The following is a 17,390-nucleotide window of genomic DNA, read 5'->3' as shown; positions in this document are numbered from 1 at the left end:
ATCGTCGAAAGCACTGCTGGGTCCTCCGTCATTGCGAGCGCAGCGGCAAAGCGAAGCAATCCAGGGCGGTGCGCGGGACTCTGGATTGCTTCGTCGCTGTGCTCCTCGCAATGACGTGGAGAGAGCCGACGACTTCACAGATCACCCGCCCGCGGCACGGTCTTATCCCGGTCCGCGCAGCTTTACCTTCTCGCGGCGCGATCGGCGCCCGAGCTTTGCGTCAATTCTCCCTCCGGATGTGGAGGGCGCAGGGAAGGCCGGACCTCGACTGAGGCCCGTGGCCCCCCGTGCGAACAACAATGCACGGGGCAGGAACCACAGGTTCAGCCGGAGCGACCCGGCCTTCCCTGCGCGATGGTCTTCACACTTATAGGCAGTCTCCCTGGTGCGCCGGGCTCTCTGGCCACCATGATCCGCGCGGCGCATCGGCGCCGTCGCGAACGTAACACCAGCATCGGGGTGTCAGGACGCTGCCATTTCATGTCCGTACCGACACGCGCTCGTCTGGCGCATCCGGTCGCGGCCATCGCATCCCCCCTCACGTCCGTGACGACGCGTACGCCCCTCGCAACGAGGCGTGACGGCGACAGACAATCACGTTTTCGGAAAAAATGAAACCAGAGATTTCTGCCCGGGCCGGCTGGAGAGGCCGAGCGCGTTGGACAGGCTGGCAAAAAGAGCATTTCGGCACAGGCGGATTTGTTAGTTCGCGATGCAGGCCGGCGCAGGTCCTGACGGCCCGTCGGGCGACTCAGGTCCGACGATGAGGGCAGCAGGCCTTGTCTTGCGATGCGAACCACGGAGCATCCCCAACCTCGGTGTCGTCCCGGGCAAGTTCGACAACGCGCCAGCGTTGTCGAACGCCGACCCGGGACCCATAACCACCGACCTCCGTGGCAAGCACGCCGTTGCTCCAGCCTGCCGCCCCACAATCGATCGGGGGTATGGGTCCCTGCGTTCGCAGGGACGACACTGGTGTGCAGGGCGACATCTCACACCGCACCGTCATTGCGAGGAGCGCAGCGACGAAGCAATCCAGACGACCTCAACTGAGGGACCTCGATTGCTCTGGCGCAACGGCGCCTCGCGGCTACCAGCGCCTGCGACATGCTCTCTCCAACGCAACGTTCTTCACTTGCATGCGCCGGAGGCTTAGACCTTCGCAGGCCCACATCCAGCGTGAGACACCGAATGATCATCCAGCACATCGCCGCCTTCACCGACGGCCCATGCGGCGGCAATCCGGCGGGTGTGGTCATCTGCGAGACGTTGCCCGAGGCCGCCACCATGCAGGCGATGGCGGCTGACATCGGCTATTCGGAGACGGCGTTCGCGGCGCCCATCGGCGACACATGGCGGGTGCGCTATTTCGCGCCGCAGGCCGAGGTTGATTTCTGCGGCCACGCGACCATCGCGCTCGGCGCCGCGCTCGCCAGGCATCAAGCCTCCGGCACGTTTGCGCTCACGCTCAATCATGCCGACATCACCGTCGATGGCCATCTCACGGCAACGGACTGGAGCGCATCGTTCCAGTCGCCGCCGACGCAGACGCGCGCCCTGCCGTCGGCGGCGCTCGACGAGACCCTCGCGCTGTTCGGGCTATCACAGGGCGACCTCGATCCGCGCATACCGCCTGTCATCGCCCATGCCGGAATGGATCATCCCATCCTCGCGCTGCGCGACCGCAGCCGCCTCGGCGCCATCAGCTACGACTTTGCCAGAGGCGAGGCGCTGGCGCAGCGCGAACGCTTCTGCACTTTCGCCCTGATGCACGCCGAGACGCCGCAACTCTTCCATGCCCGCAACCCGTTCCCGTTCGGCGGGGTCTACGAGGACCCGGCGACCGGCGCTGCGGCCGCAGCGCTCGCCGGCTATCTGCGCGAGCTGTCCTGGACGGCCGCAGCACCGATCGTGATCCGGCAGGGCGAGGACATGGGCGTGCCGTGCAGCCTGCAGGTCGATCTCGATGGAGCGCGTGGGGCGCCGGTCAGGGTGTCCGGCAGCGTGCGATCGATCCAGCCCGCGGCATAGTCCCGGCGGCTTAGACCGATCTGGCCTCGTCGGCCTTTGCGTCGGCCTCGGCGAACACCGCCTTGGCCGCAAACAGGCCGTTGAGCGCGGCGGGAAAGCCGGCATAGACCGCCATCTGCATGATCACCTCGGTGATCTCCTCGCGGCTGAGGCCGACGTTGAGCCCCGCTTGGATGTGCACCTTGAGCTGCGGGCTGGCATTGCCGAGCGCCGTCAGGGCCGCGATGGTCGCGATCTCGCGGCTGCGCAGATCGAGGCCGGGACGCGAATAGATGTCGCCGAACGGAAACTCGATCACGTAGGTCGCGAAATCCGGCGCGATGTCGGCGAGCGCCGCGATCACGTTGTGACCGGCTTCGCCGTCGATCCTATCGAGCGCGCGCCGGCCGCGCGCCAGGCGATCCTGATCGTGGTTGGCGCCGGATTGCGTGCCGCTCGTCGTCGTGGATTGGCCGGGCGCTGATTGCGTCATCGTCGTTCGTCCTCTCGCTGCTGCCGGCATAGCCGGCGATCTTGCCGTCGAGAACAAGAAGGCAGTCCTGCAACGCGGTGACATGCGCCCGGACCGCCTCGCGATGCCGCTCCAGCAGCCGACGCCGCTCCGGCTCAGTGGCGACGCCGCGCGCACGCAGCTCGGCATAGCGCAGCATGTCCCGGATCGGCATTCCCGTGGCCTTGAGACGGCCGAGGAATTCGATCCAGGAGAGGATCGTGGCGTCGTAGTCTCGCTGCCGGGCATGATCCCGAGCGGCCCTGGGCAGCAGCCCGATCCGCTCGTAGTAGCGGATCGTATGGGGCGTCAGCCCCGACTGCTTGGCCAGTTCGCCGATCTTCATGCGCGCCCGTCTCCATTCACGACGCCCGGCAGGCTACGGGTTCGAGCGCGCTCTAAGTCAAGCGTCAAAAATCAAGCGCCGTTCCGGCGCGTCCTCGCCCACACGGCGAATGCCGCGATCAGCGCGGCGGCGAGCGAGAACCAGGTCAAAGCGTATTGCATGTGCTCGTCGCGCAGATGCGGCGACAGCGGGCCGGGCTTGGGGATGCCGTTGTCGGGCACCGGCGTTTCGAGATCGATGTAGAACGGCGCGACCTCGCCCCAGCCCAGCGTCTTGGCCATCGCGAGGTGGTCACGGGTGAACCAGAGGCGCTTGTCGCGGCTTTCGGCGGCGGTCAGCCAGCCGGCGGCTTCGGGAAAGCGCAGATAGCCGGTCAGCGTGACCGGCTCGCCGGTGACGAGCTTTCCGACCTGGCGGTCCTGAATGCTGCGCTCCTGCATGGTGTTGGCGACAAAGCCGGCGTCGATCACGATCGTTTCGCCGGTCGGCAGCCGCGCGGGGAGAAACGCCCAGGTGCCTGGCCCGGAGACATCCTCGCGCACGGCCGAGCCGGCGCTGTAGACCATCGCGTCCGGCAGCTTCGCGTAGGTGGCGGTGAAACTGACGCGGCGGAATTCGTCGCGCTCCGGCGTCAAGTTGCGCCAGTCGCTTTGCGGCGGCAGCGGCGCGGGCGCCGCGGTGACGCGGTCGGTGAGCGCGGCGATCAGCGCATGCTTGGCCGAGCGGCGTTGCAACTGCCAGACGCCGAGGCCGATGAACAGCGCGACCATGACGACGGTGAAGGCGGCAAAGGCGCGGGACGAGGTGAGGGAGCGGGTGGAGGTCATGAGGCGAGTCCGACGCTGCGCGCCTGGTTGAAGGCAAATGCGTTGACGCGGGTGAGGGAGCCCACTGACTTTGCCAAGCAGACGGTGCGCCCGCCTCCCCCTTGCGGGGAAGGGTTGGGGGTGGCCCAGCAATGACTGCCGTTGGGGCTCCCCCCCTCCCCAGCCCTCCCCCACGAGGGGGGAGGGAGCGCAGCGTGCGTGCGGCAACGGCCTTTGTCCCATTCAAGCGTGGTCAGCGGCGTGGCCCGCCTCACACGGGACAGACCGCCACGGCGGGACCCGAGCAGCGCTTCAAAACCGGGGCGAGCGTCCGCGGATATCCGACACCTCATCGCGGCGTCTTGTCCACCAGCCGGCCGGGGGCGGCCTTGTGGTGGAACTGCAGCGCGATCAGCAGCGACTTCATGGCGCGCAGCGGCAGCAGGGTGGTGATCAGGATCAGCGGGCCCCACAGCGCGGCATGGACCCAGAACGGCGGCTGATACTTCACCTCGACGATCAGCGCGGCGCCGACCACGATCGCACCGGCGAGCATCATGATGAAGATCGCCGGGCCGTCACCGGTGTCGATGAAGGCATAATCGAGATCGCAGGCCTCGCAGCGCTTGCGCAGAGTGAGGAAGCCGTCGAACAGCTTGCCCTGGCCGCAGCGCGGACAGCGGCAGGCGAGGCCGCGCAAAATGGTCTGGGTCAGGGTGACGGGCGGATGCGTGATCATGATGACTTGCCTGCGTCGTGGCGGCCGTAACGAAAGGGGCGGCCGAACGGCCGCCCCTTTGTAACATGTTTCGCTGCAACCTGCGCGCCGCCGGCGCGCGCGGATGCGTCAATGCGCGCCGTGCGCCATGGTCTCAGCGCCGTGGCCCCAGACATAGATGCAGACGAACAGGAACAGCCAGACCACGTCGACGAAGTGCCAGTACCAGGCGGCGAACTCGAAGCCGAGATGCTGCTTCGGGGTGAAGTGGCCGGCATAGACGCGCACCAGGCAGACCAGCAGGAAGATGGTGCCGACCAGGACGTGGAAGCCATGGAAGCCGGTCGCCATGAAGAAGGTGGCGCCGTAGATGTGGCCGGCGAACGAGAACGTCGCGTGGCTGTACTCATAGGCCTGCACGCAGGTGAAGGTCGCGCCGAGCAGCACGGTCAGGATCAGGCCGTATTTCAGGCCCTTGCGGTCGCCCTCGAGCAGCGCATGGTGGGCCCAGGTCACGGTCGTGCCCGAGGTCAGCAGGATCAGCGTGTTGAGCAGCGGCAGGTGCCAGGGATCGAAGGTCTCGATGCCCTTGGGCGGCCAGACGCCACCGAACAGCGCATCGCGGGTCGCCTGCACCTCGTAGCCCGGATACAGCGCCGAGTTGAAATAGGCCCAGAACCAGGCCACGAAGAACATCACCTCCGAGGCGATGAACAGGATCATGCCGTAGCGGTGATGCAGCTGCACGACGCGGGTGTGGTCGCCCTTGTACTGGGCTTCCTTGATGACGTCGCCCCACCAGCTCGCCATCGTGTACAGCACGCCGATGGTGCCGATGCCGAACACGATCGGCGCGCCGGAGAACATCTTGTGCATCCAGGCGATCGCGCCGAAGGCCATGATGAAGGCCGAGACCGAGCCGACGAACGGCCAAGGGCTCGGATCGACGAGGTGGTAGTCGTGGTGCTTGGCGTGCGCCTCAGCCATGTCAAGTCTCTCCCCAGATCGGTGCCGGTCGCCCCAGCACATATTCGTTTACAAGCACAGGTCCCCGGATCGTGGACATCCGCGCGGTCAAAGGTTGCCCCGCGGTTTGTCCGGCTCGCCCGCGGCGACCGGCTTGGGCGCCTCACGGACGGGATAGAACGTGTAGGATAGCGTGATCGTCTTCAGCGAGTCGTTCTCGTGGTCGGCGGTGATCGCCGGATCGACATAGAACACGACCGGCATCTCGCGGGTCTCGCCCGGTGCCATGGTCTGCTCGGTGAAGCAGAAGCAGTTGATCTTCTGGAAATAGACGCCCGAGGTCAGCGGCGTCACATTGTAGGCGGCCTGCGCCATCGTGGTGCGCGCCGACTGGTTGGTAACCGTGTAATAGACCGTGACCACCTCGCCGATCGCGACCTCGATTTCGGTCTTCTCCGGCTCGAACTTCCAGGGCAGCCCGCCGGCGACGTTGGCGTCGAAGCGGACGGCGATGCGGCGCGCCAGCGGCGCCGATGTCGGCGCCGAGGTTGCGACCTGGGTGGTGCCGTTGAAACCGGTGGCGCGGCAGAACCAATTGTAGAACGGCACTGCCGCATAGGACGCCCCGACCATCAGCACCACGACGGCGCCGCAGATGCCGCCGACGACAGCGTCACGGCCAACGCCACGCCGCAATGCCGGCGCCGCGGCCTGCTCGGCCGGTACGCGCGTCGGGGAGGTCTGATCGGTCTGCGCCATTGCGTCGTCCTGCATCACACCAGCATCTACATCGGCCGCTTCAGCACAGCGGGGCCCTTCACCATCGTCACCGCGAAGAACAGCACCACGAGCACGCCGAGCGCCAGGGCGATCGCGATCGAACGCCGCCGGCGGCTGCGCAGCTGCGCCTCGGTGAGGACGATGCCCTCTGGCTCATTCGGATCGGCCATCGCGGTCGCCATGCTTTCCAGTCTCGCGCCCCTTACCAGATCAACGGCGCGATCATGCGCGCGACCGCCTCGAGCCCGAGCGTCGCGAACAGCGCGAACAGATACAGGATCGAGAAGGCGAACAGCTTGCGGTTGGCGCGCAGCGATTGGCTGCGTTCGCGCTTGCGGAACACCTCAATCGCAAACCACAGCATGCCGGCGCCAAGCGCCAGCGAGACGACGCCGTAGACGGCGTCGAAATAGCCGAGCGGCCAGGGCGCGGCGGCAATCGCCACCAGGAGGATCGTGTAGAGCAGGATCTGCAGCCGGGTCGCATCAGGACCGGCAACGACGGGGAGCATCGGCACGCCGGCGCGGGCATAGTCGTCGCTGCGGAACAGCGCCAGCGCCCAGAAATGCGGCGGGGTCCAGAAGAAGATGATCAGGAACAGCAGCAGCGGCTCCGGCGCGATCGACCCGGTCGCCGCGACCCAGGCCACCACCGGCGGCAAGGCGCCGGCGGCGCCGCCGATGACGATGTTCTGCGCCGTCCAGCGCTTCAGCCACAGCGTGTAGATGACGACATAGAAGAAGATCGTGAACGCCAGCAGCGCGCCGGCATACCAATTGACCAGGATGCCGAGCGTCAGCACCGAGAAGAACGACAGGGTGATGCCGAAGGCCAGCGCCTCCTGGCGGGTGACGCGGCCGCGCGGGATCGGGCGGTTGGCGGTCCGCGACATCAGCGAATCGATGTCGCCTTCCAGCGCCATGTTGAGCGCGCCGGAGGCGCCGGCGCCGACCGCGATGCACAGCAGCGAGGTGATCGCGAGCACCGGGTGGAAATGGCCGGGAGCGATCAGCAGGCCGATCAGCGCCGTGAAGATCACGAGCGACATCACCCGCGGCTTCAGCAGCGCGAGATAATCGCCGACATCGGCTTCGGAGATCCGCGGACCGACGGCAATGGCGTTCTGATCAATGACCGACACAGCGATTCCAGACTTCAATTCAAAGCAGGTCTGAAGCGTTTTGCTTCACGGCAGCGGCGCGGCCATGCGCGCCGATCGATAGATCGACGCGGCGCCCGAGACGGTGCCGCGTCGCAAGGGTCGGGATCACTGCACCTTCGGCAGCACCTCGAACTGGTGGAACGGAGGCGGCGACGACAGCGTCCATTCCAGTGTGGTCGCGCCCGGTCCCCACGGGTTGGCGGCGGCCTGCTGCTTGCGCATGAAGGCGTCGACGACACCGTAGATGAAGATCAGGACGCCGACCGCCGAGATGTAGGAGCCGATCGACGACACCAGGTTCCAGCCGGCAAAGGCATCGGGATAGTCGACGTAGCGACGCGGCATGCCGGACAGGCCGAGGAAGTGCTGCGGGAAGAACACCAGGTTCACGCCGATGAAGGTGACCCAGAAGTGCAGCTTGGCGATGCCCTCGTTGTACATGTAGCCGAACATCTTCGGGAACCAGTAGTACCAGCCGGCGAAGATGGCGAACACCGCGCCGAGCGACAGCACGTAGTGGAAGTGCGCGACGACGTAATACGTATCCTGCAGCACGCGGTCGACGCCGGCATTCGCCAGCACGACGCCGGTGACGCCACCGACCGTGAACAGGAAGATGAAGCCCACGGCCCACAGCATCGGCGCGCGGAACTCGATCGAGCCGCCCCACATCGTGGCGATCCAGGAGAAGATCTTCACGCCGGTCGGCACCGCGATCACCATGGTGGCAGCGACGAAATAGGCCTGCGTCGCCGACGACATGCCGACCGTGTACATGTGGTGCGCCCAGACCACGAAGCCGATGCCGCCGATCGCGACCATGGCGTAGGCCATGCCGAGATAGCCGAACACGGGCTTACGCGAGAAGGTCGACACGATCTGGCTGATCATGCCGAAGCCGGGCAGGATCAGGATGTACACTTCGGGGTGACCGAAGAACCAGAACAGATGCTGGAACAGCACCGGGTCGCCGCCGCCTTCGGGAGCGAAGAAGGTGGTGCCGAAATTGCGGTCCGTCAGCATCATGGTGATGGCGCCGGCGAGCACCGGCAGCGACAGCAGCAGCAGGAACACCGTCACCAGCACCGACCACACGAACAGCGGCATCTTGTGCAGGGTCATGCCCGGCGCGCGCATGTTGAAGATGGTGGTGATGAAGTTGATCGAGCCCAGGATCGACGAGGCACCGGCGAGATGCAGCGACAGGATCGCGAAGTCGACCGCGGGTCCCGGATGGCCTGACGTCGACAATGGCACATACATCGTCCAGCCGGCGCCGACGCCGTTGGCACCCGGCTCGCCCTCGACGAAGGTCGACAGCAGCAGCAGCGCGAACGAGGCCGGCAGCAGCCAGAACGAGATGTTGTTCATGCGCGGGAACGCCATGTCCGGCGCGCCGATCATCAGCGGCACCATCCAGTTGCCGAAGCCGCCGATCATCGCCGGCATGACCATGAAGAAGATCATGATCAGACCGTGCGAGGTCACGAACACGTTGTAGGTGTGGCTCTCGTGGAAGAGCTGCACGCCCGGATACATCAACTCGATGCGGATCGCGACCGACATCGCGCCGCCGATCAGGCCGGCGAACACGGCGAAGATCAGGTACATCGTGCCGATGTCTTTGTGGTTGGTCGAATACAGCCAGCGCCGCCATCCGGTCGGATGGTCGTGCGCGTGATCGTCATGGCTGCTATGGGTCGCTACGTTCGTCGCCATTGTCCAATCCTCAGTGTCCCCGGTGGACCGCCAGAGGCGGCCCTCAATTTCGCGTTTCGTCCCCGCGCTACTGCGACACGCCTGCGGCTGACGCGTAGGTGCTGGTCGGCGCGCTGGCGAATTTCTTCTTGGCGTCCTCGACCCAGGCGGTGAACTCCTGGTCGCTCACGACCCGCACCGCGATCGGCATGAAGGCGTGATCCTTGCCGCACAGTTCGGAGCACTGGCCGTAATACATGCCGACCTTGGTCGCCTTGAACCAGGTCTCGTTGAGACGGCCGGGAATGGCGTCGATCTTGACGCCAAAGGACGGGATCGCCCAGGAGTGGATCACGTCGGCGCCGGTGGTCTGAACCCGGATCACCTTGTTGACCGGCACGACCATCTCATTGTCGACCGCGAGCAGGCGGGGCTTCTTGTCCTGCGCCATCAGCGAGTCGAACTCGAACTTGCCATTGTCCGGGTAGGCGTAGCTCCAATACCACTGCTTGCCGGTGGCCTTGATGGTGATGTCCGCCTTCGGCACGTCGAGCTCGAGGAACAGCAGCCGGAACGACGGCACCGCGATGGTGACCAGGATCAGCACCGGGATCAGCGTCCACGCCACTTCCAGCAGGGTGTTGTGGGTGGTGCGCGACGGCACCGGATTGGCGCGCGCGTTGAACTTCACCACCACGGCGACGAGCAGCGCCAGCACGAACAACGTGATCAGAGTGATGATCGTCAGCAGCAGGCCATGAAACCAGGTGATGTTCTCCATCACCGGCGTGGCAGCTTCCTGCAGCTTGTACTCCCACGGCGCCGGCTGCCCCGTCTCCGCGAACGCCGACCCACCCCCGACGAGCGTCACGCCCGCCATGGCCAAGCCCAGCAAACGGGCACTCAATTGGCCTTTCGACACCTTCATGTCGTCGCGCTCCCTTCAGAACTTTCCCCCTCAGCGCACGCGCTGTTGAAGCGGTACGCTGTTGTGATCCGCGCTCCTGACAAATGGCCTTCGGGCGGATGCATAGAGAAGCACCTGGGCCAGTTCACTGGAATGACGAAATCTTTCTTCTCAAACCATAATTCTTGATCTATCGCAATGCAGTCTTGAGCCGGATTTCGCCGGGGGCAGGATCTGCAGCAACGCGCGGATTTTCCGAGAAATTGCGACGTTGCGCGATTTCGCCGACAACGAGCGCTTGACAGGCAAGCTGCGCGATGTAGGCAACGCGCAGCGGCCGTCTGCGAGGCTGATTCGGTGAGGCGCGGCGGCGCGACCGGGTGCGGCCATATTTCGTCGCGGTTCGTGCCGTAGGCTTCCGACGCTGTCCTCAAGACGCCATCATTGCCGTATCTTGGCGTCAGACGCGCAGATCACCCACAGGAAATTGGCATGGCACCGACCCGGATCAGGGTTTCAACGGACAGGACAGCTGACATGTCCACCCCAGCTGCGAATGACTCGCGCCGTTTGAGCACTGTTTGGGCCCGACTCACCACCGGCATGGTTGCCGCTGGCGCGGCGCTGAGCTTGGCGATGAGCCTGACCCTCACCACGTCCGGCGCGGCGCAGGCACAGGGCGCGGTGCGCTCGGTGCATGGCGATTGGCAGATCCGCTGCGACACGCCGCCGGGCGCGCAGAGCGAGCAATGCGCGCTGATTCAAAGCGTCGTCGCCGAGGATCGCTCCAATGCAGGCCTCACCGTGATCATGCTCAAAACCGCCGACCAGAAGAGCCGGTTGATGCGCGTGGTGGCGCCGCTCGGCGTGCTGCTGCCGTCCGGCCTCGGCCTCAAGCTCGACAACCAGGATGTCGGCCGCGCCGGTTTCGTGCGCTGCCTGCCGAATGGCTGCGTCGCCGAGGTGGTGCTGGACGACAAGCTGCTCGGCCAGCTCAAGACGGCGAAGACCGCGACCTTCATCATCTTCGAAACGCCGGAGGAAGGCATCGGCTTCCCGCTGAGCCTCAACGGCCTCGCCGACGGCTTCGACAAGCTGCCCTGACACCAAGCCGGCCTGACACCAGCAAGCGCTATCGCCGAACGCCTGACACATTGCCGTGAACGACGGCGATCGTTGGCGCGCGCCGAGCGACCGTATCGATCAGCGTCCCGTGTCGAGCGCCAGCGCCATCACCAGCAGCGTCTTGTCAAACCCGTCGTCGCGAGCCTCGCGCGGCTGCACCGCCTTCAGAACGAATCCGGCCTTTTGATACAGCCGGATCGCATCCGTATTGCTGCGGTAGACATTCAGCTCGACGCGCGAGAACCCGACCCGCCGCGCTGCCTCCAGCGTCGCCGCCATCAGCCGGGTTCCGTTGCCCTGGCGCCGGAACTGCGGCAAAAGGCCCATGCCGAGCACGCCGACCCGGGCATCGATTGGCCCTGATTTCGGCGTCACATCGCACCAGCCGACCACATCGCCTGCCGACAACGCCACGAATTGCGGATATCCCTCCTGGATATTGTTCAGGATGAATGCCCGCGTGGAGTCGAGCGGTGGCGCCTGCACAAAGGACAGGTAGCGCCGTTCACGCGCGACAAAATCCAGCGTGCGGTGAAAGCTCTCGATGTAAGCGGCCGTGATTGGAACGATCTCAACCATGTCAATTCGGTAATCATCCAGCCCCTCGCGCCCCGACGTCAAAACAACTATCTTGGAATGACCGCTCCGACAACGGATTGACCCATGACGAATCCCGCCACCACCTCCCTGCTCGATCGCGCCAGTCTGGATCGTGACGCGGTCCGCAGCGAGATTGCGCGCGGCCTGGCCGGCGCCGACGACGGCGAGCTGTTTCTCGAATACAGCCAGACCGAGGCGCTGACCTTCGACAATGGCCGCCTGAAGCAGGCGACCTATGACACCAGCCAGGGCTTCGGCCTGCGCGCCGTCAAGGACGATGCGGTCGGCTACGCGCATTCCTCCGACGTCTCGCTGCCGGCGCTGATGCGCGCGGCGGACGCGGTGAGCGCGGTCAGGGGCGGCTATTCGGGCAACTTCGCCAGCCCGCCGCCGCATACGAATGTGCGGCTCTATGGCGACGACAATCCGCTCGACGCGCCGGGCTTCGAGAGCAAGGTCAAGCTGCTCGGCGAGATCGACGCCTATCTGCGCGACAAGGATCCGCGCGTGCGCCAGGTGACCGTGAGCCTCGGTGCGACCTGGCAGGTGGTCGAGATCATCAGGCCCGACGGTGAGAGCTATCGTGACATCCGCCCGCTGGTGCGCGTCAACGTCTCGGTCGTCGCTGGCCAGGGCGACCGCCAGGAGAGCGGCAGCAAGGGCTATGGCGGCCGCGAGGCCTATGCGCGCTTCATCGAGACCAAGGCATGGCGCGAAGCCGCTGATGGCGCGCTGCGCGAGGCGCTCGTCAATCTCGAATCCGTCCCCGCGCCGGCCGGCGAGATGGACGTCGTGCTGGGCGCCGGCTGGCCCGGCGTGATGCTGCACGAAGCCGTCGGCCACGGCCTCGAAGGCGATTTCAACCGCAAGAAGACGTCGGCTTTCGCCGGGCTGATGGGCAAGCCGGTCGCCGCCAAGGGCGTCACGGTGGTCGATGACGGCACCATGTCGTCGCGCCGCGGCTCGCTGTCGATCGACGACGAGGGCACGCCGACCAGCCGAACCGTGCTGATCGAGGACGGCATCCTGGTCGGCTACATGCAGGACCGCCAGAACGCGCGGCTGATGAACATGGCGCCGACCGGCAATGGCCGCAGGCAAGGCTATGCGCATGTGCCGATGCCGCGCATGACCAACACCTACATGCTGGCCGGCGACCGCGATCCGGCCGAGATCATCGCCTCCGTCAAGAACGGCATCTACGCCGTCAATTTCGGTGGCGGCCAGGTCGACATCACCTCGGGCAAATACGTCTTCCAGTGCACCGAGGCCTATCGGATCGAGAACGGCAAGGTCGGTGCGCCGGTGAAGGGCGCGATGCTGATCGGCAATGGCCCGACCGACCTCAACCGCATCAGCATGATCGGCAACGATCTGTCGCTCGACACCGGCATCGGCACCTGTGGCAAGAACGGCCAGGGCGTGCCGGTCGGCGTCGGTCAGCCGACGCTGCGCATGGATCGCATCACGGTGGGAGGCACGGGCCGATGAGCCTCGACAAGATGTCGGCCGAGAAGACCGTGACCAAGGCCGCGCGCAAGGACACCGCCACCTGGGGCGGACAGCTCGCACAGCTCGCCGCCGTAGTCCTGGTCGTGTTCGTCGCCAAGGGCGCGATCGCCGAGCCGTTCTACGTGCCCTCGGGCTCGATGGAGCCGACGCTGCTGATCGGCGACGCGCTGCTCGCGTCGAAATTCCCGTATGGCTATGGCACGTCCTCGCTGCCGATGCAGATCACCTTGCCCGAGACCGGGCGGCTGTTCGGCGAGACGCCGAAGCGTGGCGACGTCGTCGTGTTCCGCTGGCCGGGCGACACCTCGCAGGCCTGGGTCAAGCGCGTCGTCGGCCTGCCCGGCGACCGCATCCAGATGCGCCAGGGCCAGCTCTACATCAATGGCGAGGCCGCCGCGCTGAAGCCGGACGGCATCGGCGACGCCGAGGACGACACCGGCCGCAACGAGCCCGCCTATCGCTATGTCGAGACGCTGCCGAATGGCGTGTCGCACCTGATCTTCAAGATGCGCGACAATGGCCGTCTCGACAACACGCCGGAAGTCACCGTGCCGCCCGGCAAACTGTTCGTGCTCGGCGATAACAGAGACAACTCCGCCGACAGCCGCGTCTCGTTGCGCGATGGCGGCGTCGGCCTGCTGCCGATCGACAATCTGGTCGGCCGCGCCGACGCGGTGGTCGGCTCGTGGGATCTCGGCTTCAAGAACCAGCCGGTGTGGGCCTGGCTCTCAGGCTTCCGGCTGGATCGTTTCTTCACCGCGGTGCGCTGAGCGCGCCGCACCGTGACCTTCGACGATGTCAGCGCGCTCGCGCTGGCATGGCCGGAGGTCGAGGACGGCATCTCCTATGACTGCCGGGCGAGCGCGGCGATGTCGCGGCGCTACTGCGCCCGCACTGGCGGATACAGGTTTGCCGAAAGGCGATCCCGGCCTTCGACCTCGGCTGAGGCAGTGTCCTCATGTTCGTTGCGCAGCACCGCCAGGGTCAGCATGATCCGAAGGTATTTGCGTGTTATAAGGGCGCATGACCGAAGAGGGCTTCGTCACGTCAGCGCTACGCAACCCGATCAACAGCGCGATCATGGACGTGCTGCGGGCGACGGGGTTGCCCGATGCCTGGATCGTTGCCGGTTGTCTGACACAGACCGTGTGGAACGTGCGCACGGGACGTGCCGTCGACCACGGCATCAACGACTACGATATTTTCTATTTCGATCCGGACACGTCGTGGGATGCCGAGGATACCGTGATCAAGCAGATCGCTTCCGCGCTCGGCGGCATCGACGCCAAGGTCGAGGTGCGCAACCAGGCCCGCGTCCACCTCTGGTATCCCGCCAAGCACGGCCGCCCCTACCCGCCGCTGACGCGCTCCACCGACGGCATCGACCGTTTCCTCACCACCAATACGCAGGTCGGCCTCCGGCCTGTGGCCGGCGGATACGAGGTCTATGCGCCCAAGGGCTTCGATGACATCGCGCAGATGATCGTGCGACCGAACATCACGGCCAATTTTTCGGCGGCGAACTACGCGGCCAAGGCGTCGCGCTGGAAGGCGCTATGGCCGGAGATCACCGTGATCGCCGCAGAGGAATGATTCACACTTGGCTATGCGGAGCCACCGCTCTCCCCGCCTGTCATTCCGGGCGCGCGGTTTGTCCGCTGTAGCTCGAAGAGCGAAGCCCCGAATCCGTAACCACCAGCGTGAGTAATGATTCCGGGCTCGCGCCGCTGCGCGTCACACCCCGGAATGACACTGAGTTTGGTGCACTGTCGGCGCCCGAAGCGTCACCGTCGTAACGGCTTCCATCGGCAGATCGACGCTCTCCGGACGCTACCGCACCACGCCCGAGGTGAAGCCGGCCCGCCGCCGCGGCGGCTTGATCTCCTTTTTCAGGAAGCAGTGCGCCTCCTTGCCGGCATAGCCGGGCCGGGCGAAGGTCCAGGCGCGGCATTTGTTGTCGCCGGTGCAGGCGGCCTTGCAGATCTCCTCGGCGTCGGCGGCCTTCTCGTCTTTCTTGTCCGGCGCCTTGTCGCTGCTCTTGTCTGCGCCTTTGTCGACGGGCTTCTCGACCTTGTCGTTGGCCTTCAGGTCCGTGGTCTTGATGTCGAAGCTGCGATAATCGCCGCCGGGACGGTCGATCGAGGTTTCGACGGCGTCGTTGCGGATTTCGACGACGCCGGCGCCGCGCACGCCGGAGACGCAGCAATTGTCGGGCACCCGTGCCGGCACGCTGTTCTTCAGCCAGCACACCGCGCCCGCTTCCATCACGGTCGGATAGTTGAAGCTCCAGGCGCGACAGCGCCGGTCGTGCTCGCACAGCAGCGCGCAATCGGCCGGGTCGCCCGAGGCGATCGGCGCGCTCATATAGTCGCCGCCGGGACGATCGGAATAGGTCTGGGCGTCAGCTGGCTCCGAACGCACGGCCGCGAGCAGGCACGCCAGTGCCCACAGCCACACCCCCATGAGGCGCCCCACGCGCCGCCGCTGAACCATCAGACCCATTGTTAGACTTGAGGTTTTCTTGAGTATTTTGAAGCGTCATTTGATCGCCACGAACCTGTATGGCGGATGAACGGCTCTCACGGACACGACGCGCCCACGGCCACACCGGGGCGCGCCGGCGCCAGACCGGGCCGAAGACACAAACTGCAACAAAAAAGCCGGGCCCATCCGCCAATTCCCGCCAGGCTTGGAACTCCGGCCCGGACGAAGAGCGGCGCGACGACGCTGCGGCATCCGGCCGGCCGGATGCGCCGAGCCCGCCCGGCTCAGCCAGGGCTGCGTCCGTCAGAACGCGTATTCGTCATAGGCCGGCTCGACCGAGCCGTGCCAGGGACCGTTGAACTTCTCCAGCATTTCCTCGGCCGGCGAACGGCCGGAATCGATGATCTGGTCGAGCGGCTCAAGATAGCGGCTTTCGTCGCGGCCGAGATGGTCGATGCGGCCGCGCCGGCGCAGGCCGTGATGCGCCAGGGTCAGGCATTCCTTGGCGACTTCGAACACGTAGCGATTGCGGATGCGCGCCTTGAAGCCCAGACGGGGCACGTCGTCGCGCAGGCTCTGGCGCTCGAACGCGGTCCAATCCTTGACCAGGTCCCAGGCGGCATCGAGGCTGACATCGTCATAGAGCAGGCCGACCCAGAACGCCGGCAGCGCCGGCAGGCGGCCCCACGGCACGCCATCGGCCCCGCGCATCTCCAGATAGCGCTTCAGGCGAACTTCCGGGAAGATCGTGGACAGGTGATTGGCCCAGTCCGACAGGGTCGGGCGCTCGCCGGCCATCGCCGGATTCTTGCCCGCGAAGAAGTCGCGGAACGAGGTGCCGGAGACGTCGATATAGGTTTCGTCGCGCTTGACGAAATACATGGGAACATCGAGCGCGTAGTCGACCCAGCGCTCGAAGCCCATGCCGTCCTCGAACGCCCAGGGGATCATGCCCGAGCGCTGATTGTCGGTGTCGCGCCAGATCTCCGAGCGGAACGACAGATAGCCGTTCGGTTTGCCTTCAGTGAACGGCGAGTTGGCGAACAGCGCGGTCGCGATCGGCTGCAGCGCGACCGAGACCCGGAGCTTCTTGATCATGTCGGCTTCCGAGGAGAAGTCGAGATTGGTCTGCACCGTGCAGGTCCGGAACATCATGTCGAGGCCGTAGTGACCGACCTTCGGCATGTAGCCTCTCATGATATTGTAGCGGCCCTTGGGCATCACGGGAATGTCTTCGCGCGACCAGGATGGCGTCATGCCGAGCCCGAGAAAACCGATGCCGAGCGGGGTCGCGATCTCGCGCACCTGCGCCAGATGCGCCATCAGCTCGGAATGTGTCTGGTGCACGGTCTCGACCGGCGCGCCGGACAATTCGAACTGACCGCCGGGCTCCAGCGAGATCGCGCCGCCTCCGGTCACGTCATAGAGCCCGATGATGTTGCCACGCTCCATGATCGGCTCCCAGCCGAGCAGGAGCTTCATGCCTTCAAGCAACGCACCGATGCCGCGCGGCCCCTCGTAAGGAACGGGACGGTGACCGTCGAGCGTGAACGGCGTCTTCTCGTGCTCGGTCCCGATGCGGAAGGCGGACGGCGGCTTCACGCCGGCTTCGAGCCACGCCACGAGTTCGTCGCGCGACTGCAGCGGGGTCATATCGATCTGGTCACGCGCCATGTGAGTCTCGGAGGAAGCGCGCGTCAAGGATCGCGCGTGGTGACAGGAAGGGCCGCGGACCCGAGGGGACCGCGGATGTGAAAGGGTACGA

At 65.8% G+C, this 17,390-nt stretch carries 18 protein-coding genes; 5 read left to right on the top strand and 13 right to left on the bottom strand.

All coding sequences use genetic code 11. The features are described from left to right. Positions 1 to 1,191 precede the first annotated feature (1,191 nt). A complete protein-coding gene (locus HL671_RS01140; RefSeq protein WP_172235354.1) occupies positions 1,192 to 2,031 on the top strand; it encodes a PhzF family phenazine biosynthesis protein in 840 nt (279 codons plus the stop codon). A gap of 10 nt (positions 2,032 to 2,041) precedes the next feature. Here the strand turns inward: HL671_RS01140 and HL671_RS01135 are convergent, their stop codons facing one another. From HL671_RS01135 to coxB, 10 genes are all read right to left on the bottom strand, one after another. Further along, positions 2,042 to 2,503, bottom strand: a complete 462-nt coding sequence (locus tag HL671_RS01135; RefSeq protein WP_049795294.1) for a carboxymuconolactone decarboxylase family protein — start codon at positions 2,501 to 2,503, stop codon at positions 2,042 to 2,044. Continuing rightward, a complete protein-coding gene (locus HL671_RS01130; RefSeq protein WP_172235353.1) occupies positions 2,400 to 2,867 on the bottom strand; it encodes a MerR family transcriptional regulator in 468 nt (155 codons plus the stop codon). Before HL671_RS01130 ends, HL671_RS01135 begins: the two co-directional genes overlap by 104 nt. A gap of 71 nt (positions 2,868 to 2,938) precedes the next feature. Further along, the gene (locus HL671_RS01125) at positions 2,939 to 3,694 is read right to left on the bottom strand and encodes an SURF1 family protein (RefSeq protein WP_172235352.1); all 756 of its coding nucleotides are present in this window, start codon (positions 3,692 to 3,694) and stop codon (positions 2,939 to 2,941) included. Positions 3,695 to 4,022: 328 nt separating this feature from the next. Then, on the bottom strand, positions 4,023 to 4,412 hold the full coding sequence (locus HL671_RS01120) for a DUF983 domain-containing protein (RefSeq protein WP_012041147.1): 390 nt from the start codon (positions 4,410 to 4,412) through the stop codon (positions 4,023 to 4,025). Positions 4,413 to 4,520: 108 nt separating this feature from the next. Further along, positions 4,521 to 5,378 (bottom strand): cytochrome c oxidase subunit 3, encoded by an 858-nt coding sequence (locus tag HL671_RS01115; protein WP_012041146.1) that lies wholly within the window; start codon positions 5,376 to 5,378, stop codon positions 4,521 to 4,523. An 87-nt stretch (positions 5,379 to 5,465) separates the two neighbouring features. Beyond that, on the bottom strand, positions 5,466 to 6,116 hold the full coding sequence (locus HL671_RS01110) for a cytochrome c oxidase assembly protein (protein ID WP_172235351.1): 651 nt from the start codon (positions 6,114 to 6,116) through the stop codon (positions 5,466 to 5,468). A 26-nt stretch (positions 6,117 to 6,142) separates the two neighbouring features. Further along, positions 6,143 to 6,319: a hypothetical protein gene (locus HL671_RS01105; RefSeq protein WP_012041144.1), complete on the bottom strand. Its 177-nt coding sequence runs from the start codon at positions 6,317 to 6,319 to the stop codon at positions 6,143 to 6,145. A 20-nt stretch (positions 6,320 to 6,339) separates the two neighbouring features. Next, a complete protein-coding gene (locus HL671_RS01100) occupies positions 6,340 to 7,278 on the bottom strand; it encodes a heme o synthase (RefSeq protein WP_012041143.1) in 939 nt (312 codons plus the stop codon). A 126-nt stretch (positions 7,279 to 7,404) separates the two neighbouring features. Next, a complete protein-coding gene (gene ctaD, locus HL671_RS01095) occupies positions 7,405 to 9,018 on the bottom strand; it encodes a cytochrome c oxidase subunit I (protein ID WP_012041142.1) in 1,614 nt (537 codons plus the stop codon). Positions 9,019 to 9,085: 67 nt separating this feature from the next. Next, the gene (gene coxB, locus HL671_RS01090; protein ID WP_012041141.1) at positions 9,086 to 9,925 is read right to left on the bottom strand and encodes a cytochrome c oxidase subunit II; all 840 of its coding nucleotides are present in this window, start codon (positions 9,923 to 9,925) and stop codon (positions 9,086 to 9,088) included. A gap of 471 nt (positions 9,926 to 10,396) precedes the next feature. Between coxB and HL671_RS01085 the strand changes: the two genes are divergently transcribed. Beyond that, positions 10,397 to 11,008, top strand: coding sequence for an invasion associated locus B family protein (locus HL671_RS01085; RefSeq protein ID WP_012041140.1), 612 nt, complete (start codon positions 10,397 to 10,399; stop codon positions 11,006 to 11,008). A gap of 99 nt (positions 11,009 to 11,107) precedes the next feature. Here HL671_RS01085 and HL671_RS01080 read toward each other — a convergent pair whose 3' ends face one another. Then, complete coding sequence (locus HL671_RS01080) at positions 11,108 to 11,608, bottom strand: GNAT family N-acetyltransferase (protein WP_012041139.1); 501 nt, start codon at positions 11,606 to 11,608, stop codon at positions 11,108 to 11,110. 84 nt (positions 11,609 to 11,692) lie between these two features. Between HL671_RS01080 and tldD the strand changes: the two genes are divergently transcribed. From tldD to HL671_RS01065, 3 genes are all read left to right on the top strand, one after another. Then, on the top strand, positions 11,693 to 13,120 hold the full coding sequence (tldD, locus tag HL671_RS01075; RefSeq protein WP_012041138.1) for a metalloprotease TldD: 1,428 nt from the start codon (positions 11,693 to 11,695) through the stop codon (positions 13,118 to 13,120). Positions 13,121 to 13,131: 11 nt separating this feature from the next. Further along, on the top strand, positions 13,132 to 13,911 hold the full coding sequence (gene lepB, locus HL671_RS01070) for a signal peptidase I (RefSeq protein WP_172235452.1): 780 nt from the start codon (positions 13,132 to 13,134) through the stop codon (positions 13,909 to 13,911). Positions 13,912 to 14,164: 253 nt separating this feature from the next. Continuing rightward, positions 14,165 to 14,734 carry a nucleotidyltransferase family protein gene (locus HL671_RS01065; protein ID WP_172235350.1) on the top strand — a complete coding sequence of 190 codons (570 nt, stop codon included), beginning with the start codon at positions 14,165 to 14,167 and terminating at the stop codon, positions 14,732 to 14,734. Between the two features lie 237 nt (positions 14,735 to 14,971). Here HL671_RS01065 and HL671_RS01060 read toward each other — a convergent pair whose 3' ends face one another. Continuing rightward, a complete protein-coding gene (locus HL671_RS01060; protein WP_172235451.1) occupies positions 14,972 to 15,634 on the bottom strand; it encodes a PAN domain-containing protein in 663 nt (220 codons plus the stop codon). Between the two features lie 294 nt (positions 15,635 to 15,928). Next, a complete protein-coding gene (locus HL671_RS01055) occupies positions 15,929 to 17,299 on the bottom strand; it encodes a glutamate--cysteine ligase (protein WP_172235349.1) in 1,371 nt (456 codons plus the stop codon). Between the last annotated feature and the right edge of the window lie 91 nt (positions 17,300 to 17,390).

The sequence above is a fragment of the Bradyrhizobium denitrificans genome (assembly GCF_013179005.1).
Taxonomy (GTDB): Bacteria; Pseudomonadota; Alphaproteobacteria; order Rhizobiales; family Xanthobacteraceae; genus Bradyrhizobium; species Bradyrhizobium denitrificans.
Note: the sequence above shows the minus strand (reverse complement) of the source record. Positions and strands in the feature narration are given on the sequence as shown.

Coding starts and splice junctions, on each gene's coding strand:
- HL671_RS01140 (WP_172235354.1), top strand. CDS start 1,192: ATGATCATCCAGCACATCGCCGCCTTCACCGACGGCCCATGCGGCGGC.
- HL671_RS01135 (WP_049795294.1), bottom strand. CDS start 2,503: ATGACGCAATCAGCGCCCGGCCAATCCACGACGACGAGCGGCACGCAA.
- HL671_RS01130 (WP_172235353.1), bottom strand. CDS start 2,867: ATGAAGATCGGCGAACTGGCCAAGCAGTCGGGGCTGACGCCCCATACG.
- HL671_RS01125 (WP_172235352.1), bottom strand. CDS start 3,694: ATGACCTCCACCCGCTCCCTCACCTCGTCCCGCGCCTTTGCCGCCTTC.
- HL671_RS01120 (WP_012041147.1), bottom strand. CDS start 4,412: ATGATCACGCATCCGCCCGTCACCCTGACCCAGACCATTTTGCGCGGC.
- HL671_RS01115 (WP_012041146.1), bottom strand. CDS start 5,378: ATGGCTGAGGCGCACGCCAAGCACCACGACTACCACCTCGTCGATCCG.
- HL671_RS01110 (WP_172235351.1), bottom strand. CDS start 6,116: ATGGCGCAGACCGATCAGACCTCCCCGACGCGCGTACCGGCCGAGCAG.
- HL671_RS01105 (WP_012041144.1), bottom strand. CDS start 6,319: ATGGCGACCGCGATGGCCGATCCGAATGAGCCAGAGGGCATCGTCCTC.
- ctaD (WP_012041142.1), bottom strand. CDS start 9,018: ATGGCGACGAACGTAGCGACCCATAGCAGCCATGACGATCACGCGCAC.
- coxB (WP_012041141.1), bottom strand. CDS start 9,925: ATGAAGGTGTCGAAAGGCCAATTGAGTGCCCGTTTGCTGGGCTTGGCC.
- HL671_RS01085 (WP_012041140.1), top strand. CDS start 10,397: ATGGCACCGACCCGGATCAGGGTTTCAACGGACAGGACAGCTGACATG.
- HL671_RS01080 (WP_012041139.1), bottom strand. CDS start 11,608: ATGGTTGAGATCGTTCCAATCACGGCCGCTTACATCGAGAGCTTTCAC.
- tldD (WP_012041138.1), top strand. CDS start 11,693: ATGACGAATCCCGCCACCACCTCCCTGCTCGATCGCGCCAGTCTGGAT.
- lepB (WP_172235452.1), top strand. CDS start 13,132: ATGTCGGCCGAGAAGACCGTGACCAAGGCCGCGCGCAAGGACACCGCC.
- HL671_RS01065 (WP_172235350.1), top strand. CDS start 14,165: ATGACCGAAGAGGGCTTCGTCACGTCAGCGCTACGCAACCCGATCAAC.
- HL671_RS01060 (WP_172235451.1), bottom strand. CDS start 15,634: ATGGTTCAGCGGCGGCGCGTGGGGCGCCTCATGGGGGTGTGGCTGTGG.
- HL671_RS01055 (WP_172235349.1), bottom strand. CDS start 17,299: ATGGCGCGTGACCAGATCGATATGACCCCGCTGCAGTCGCGCGACGAA.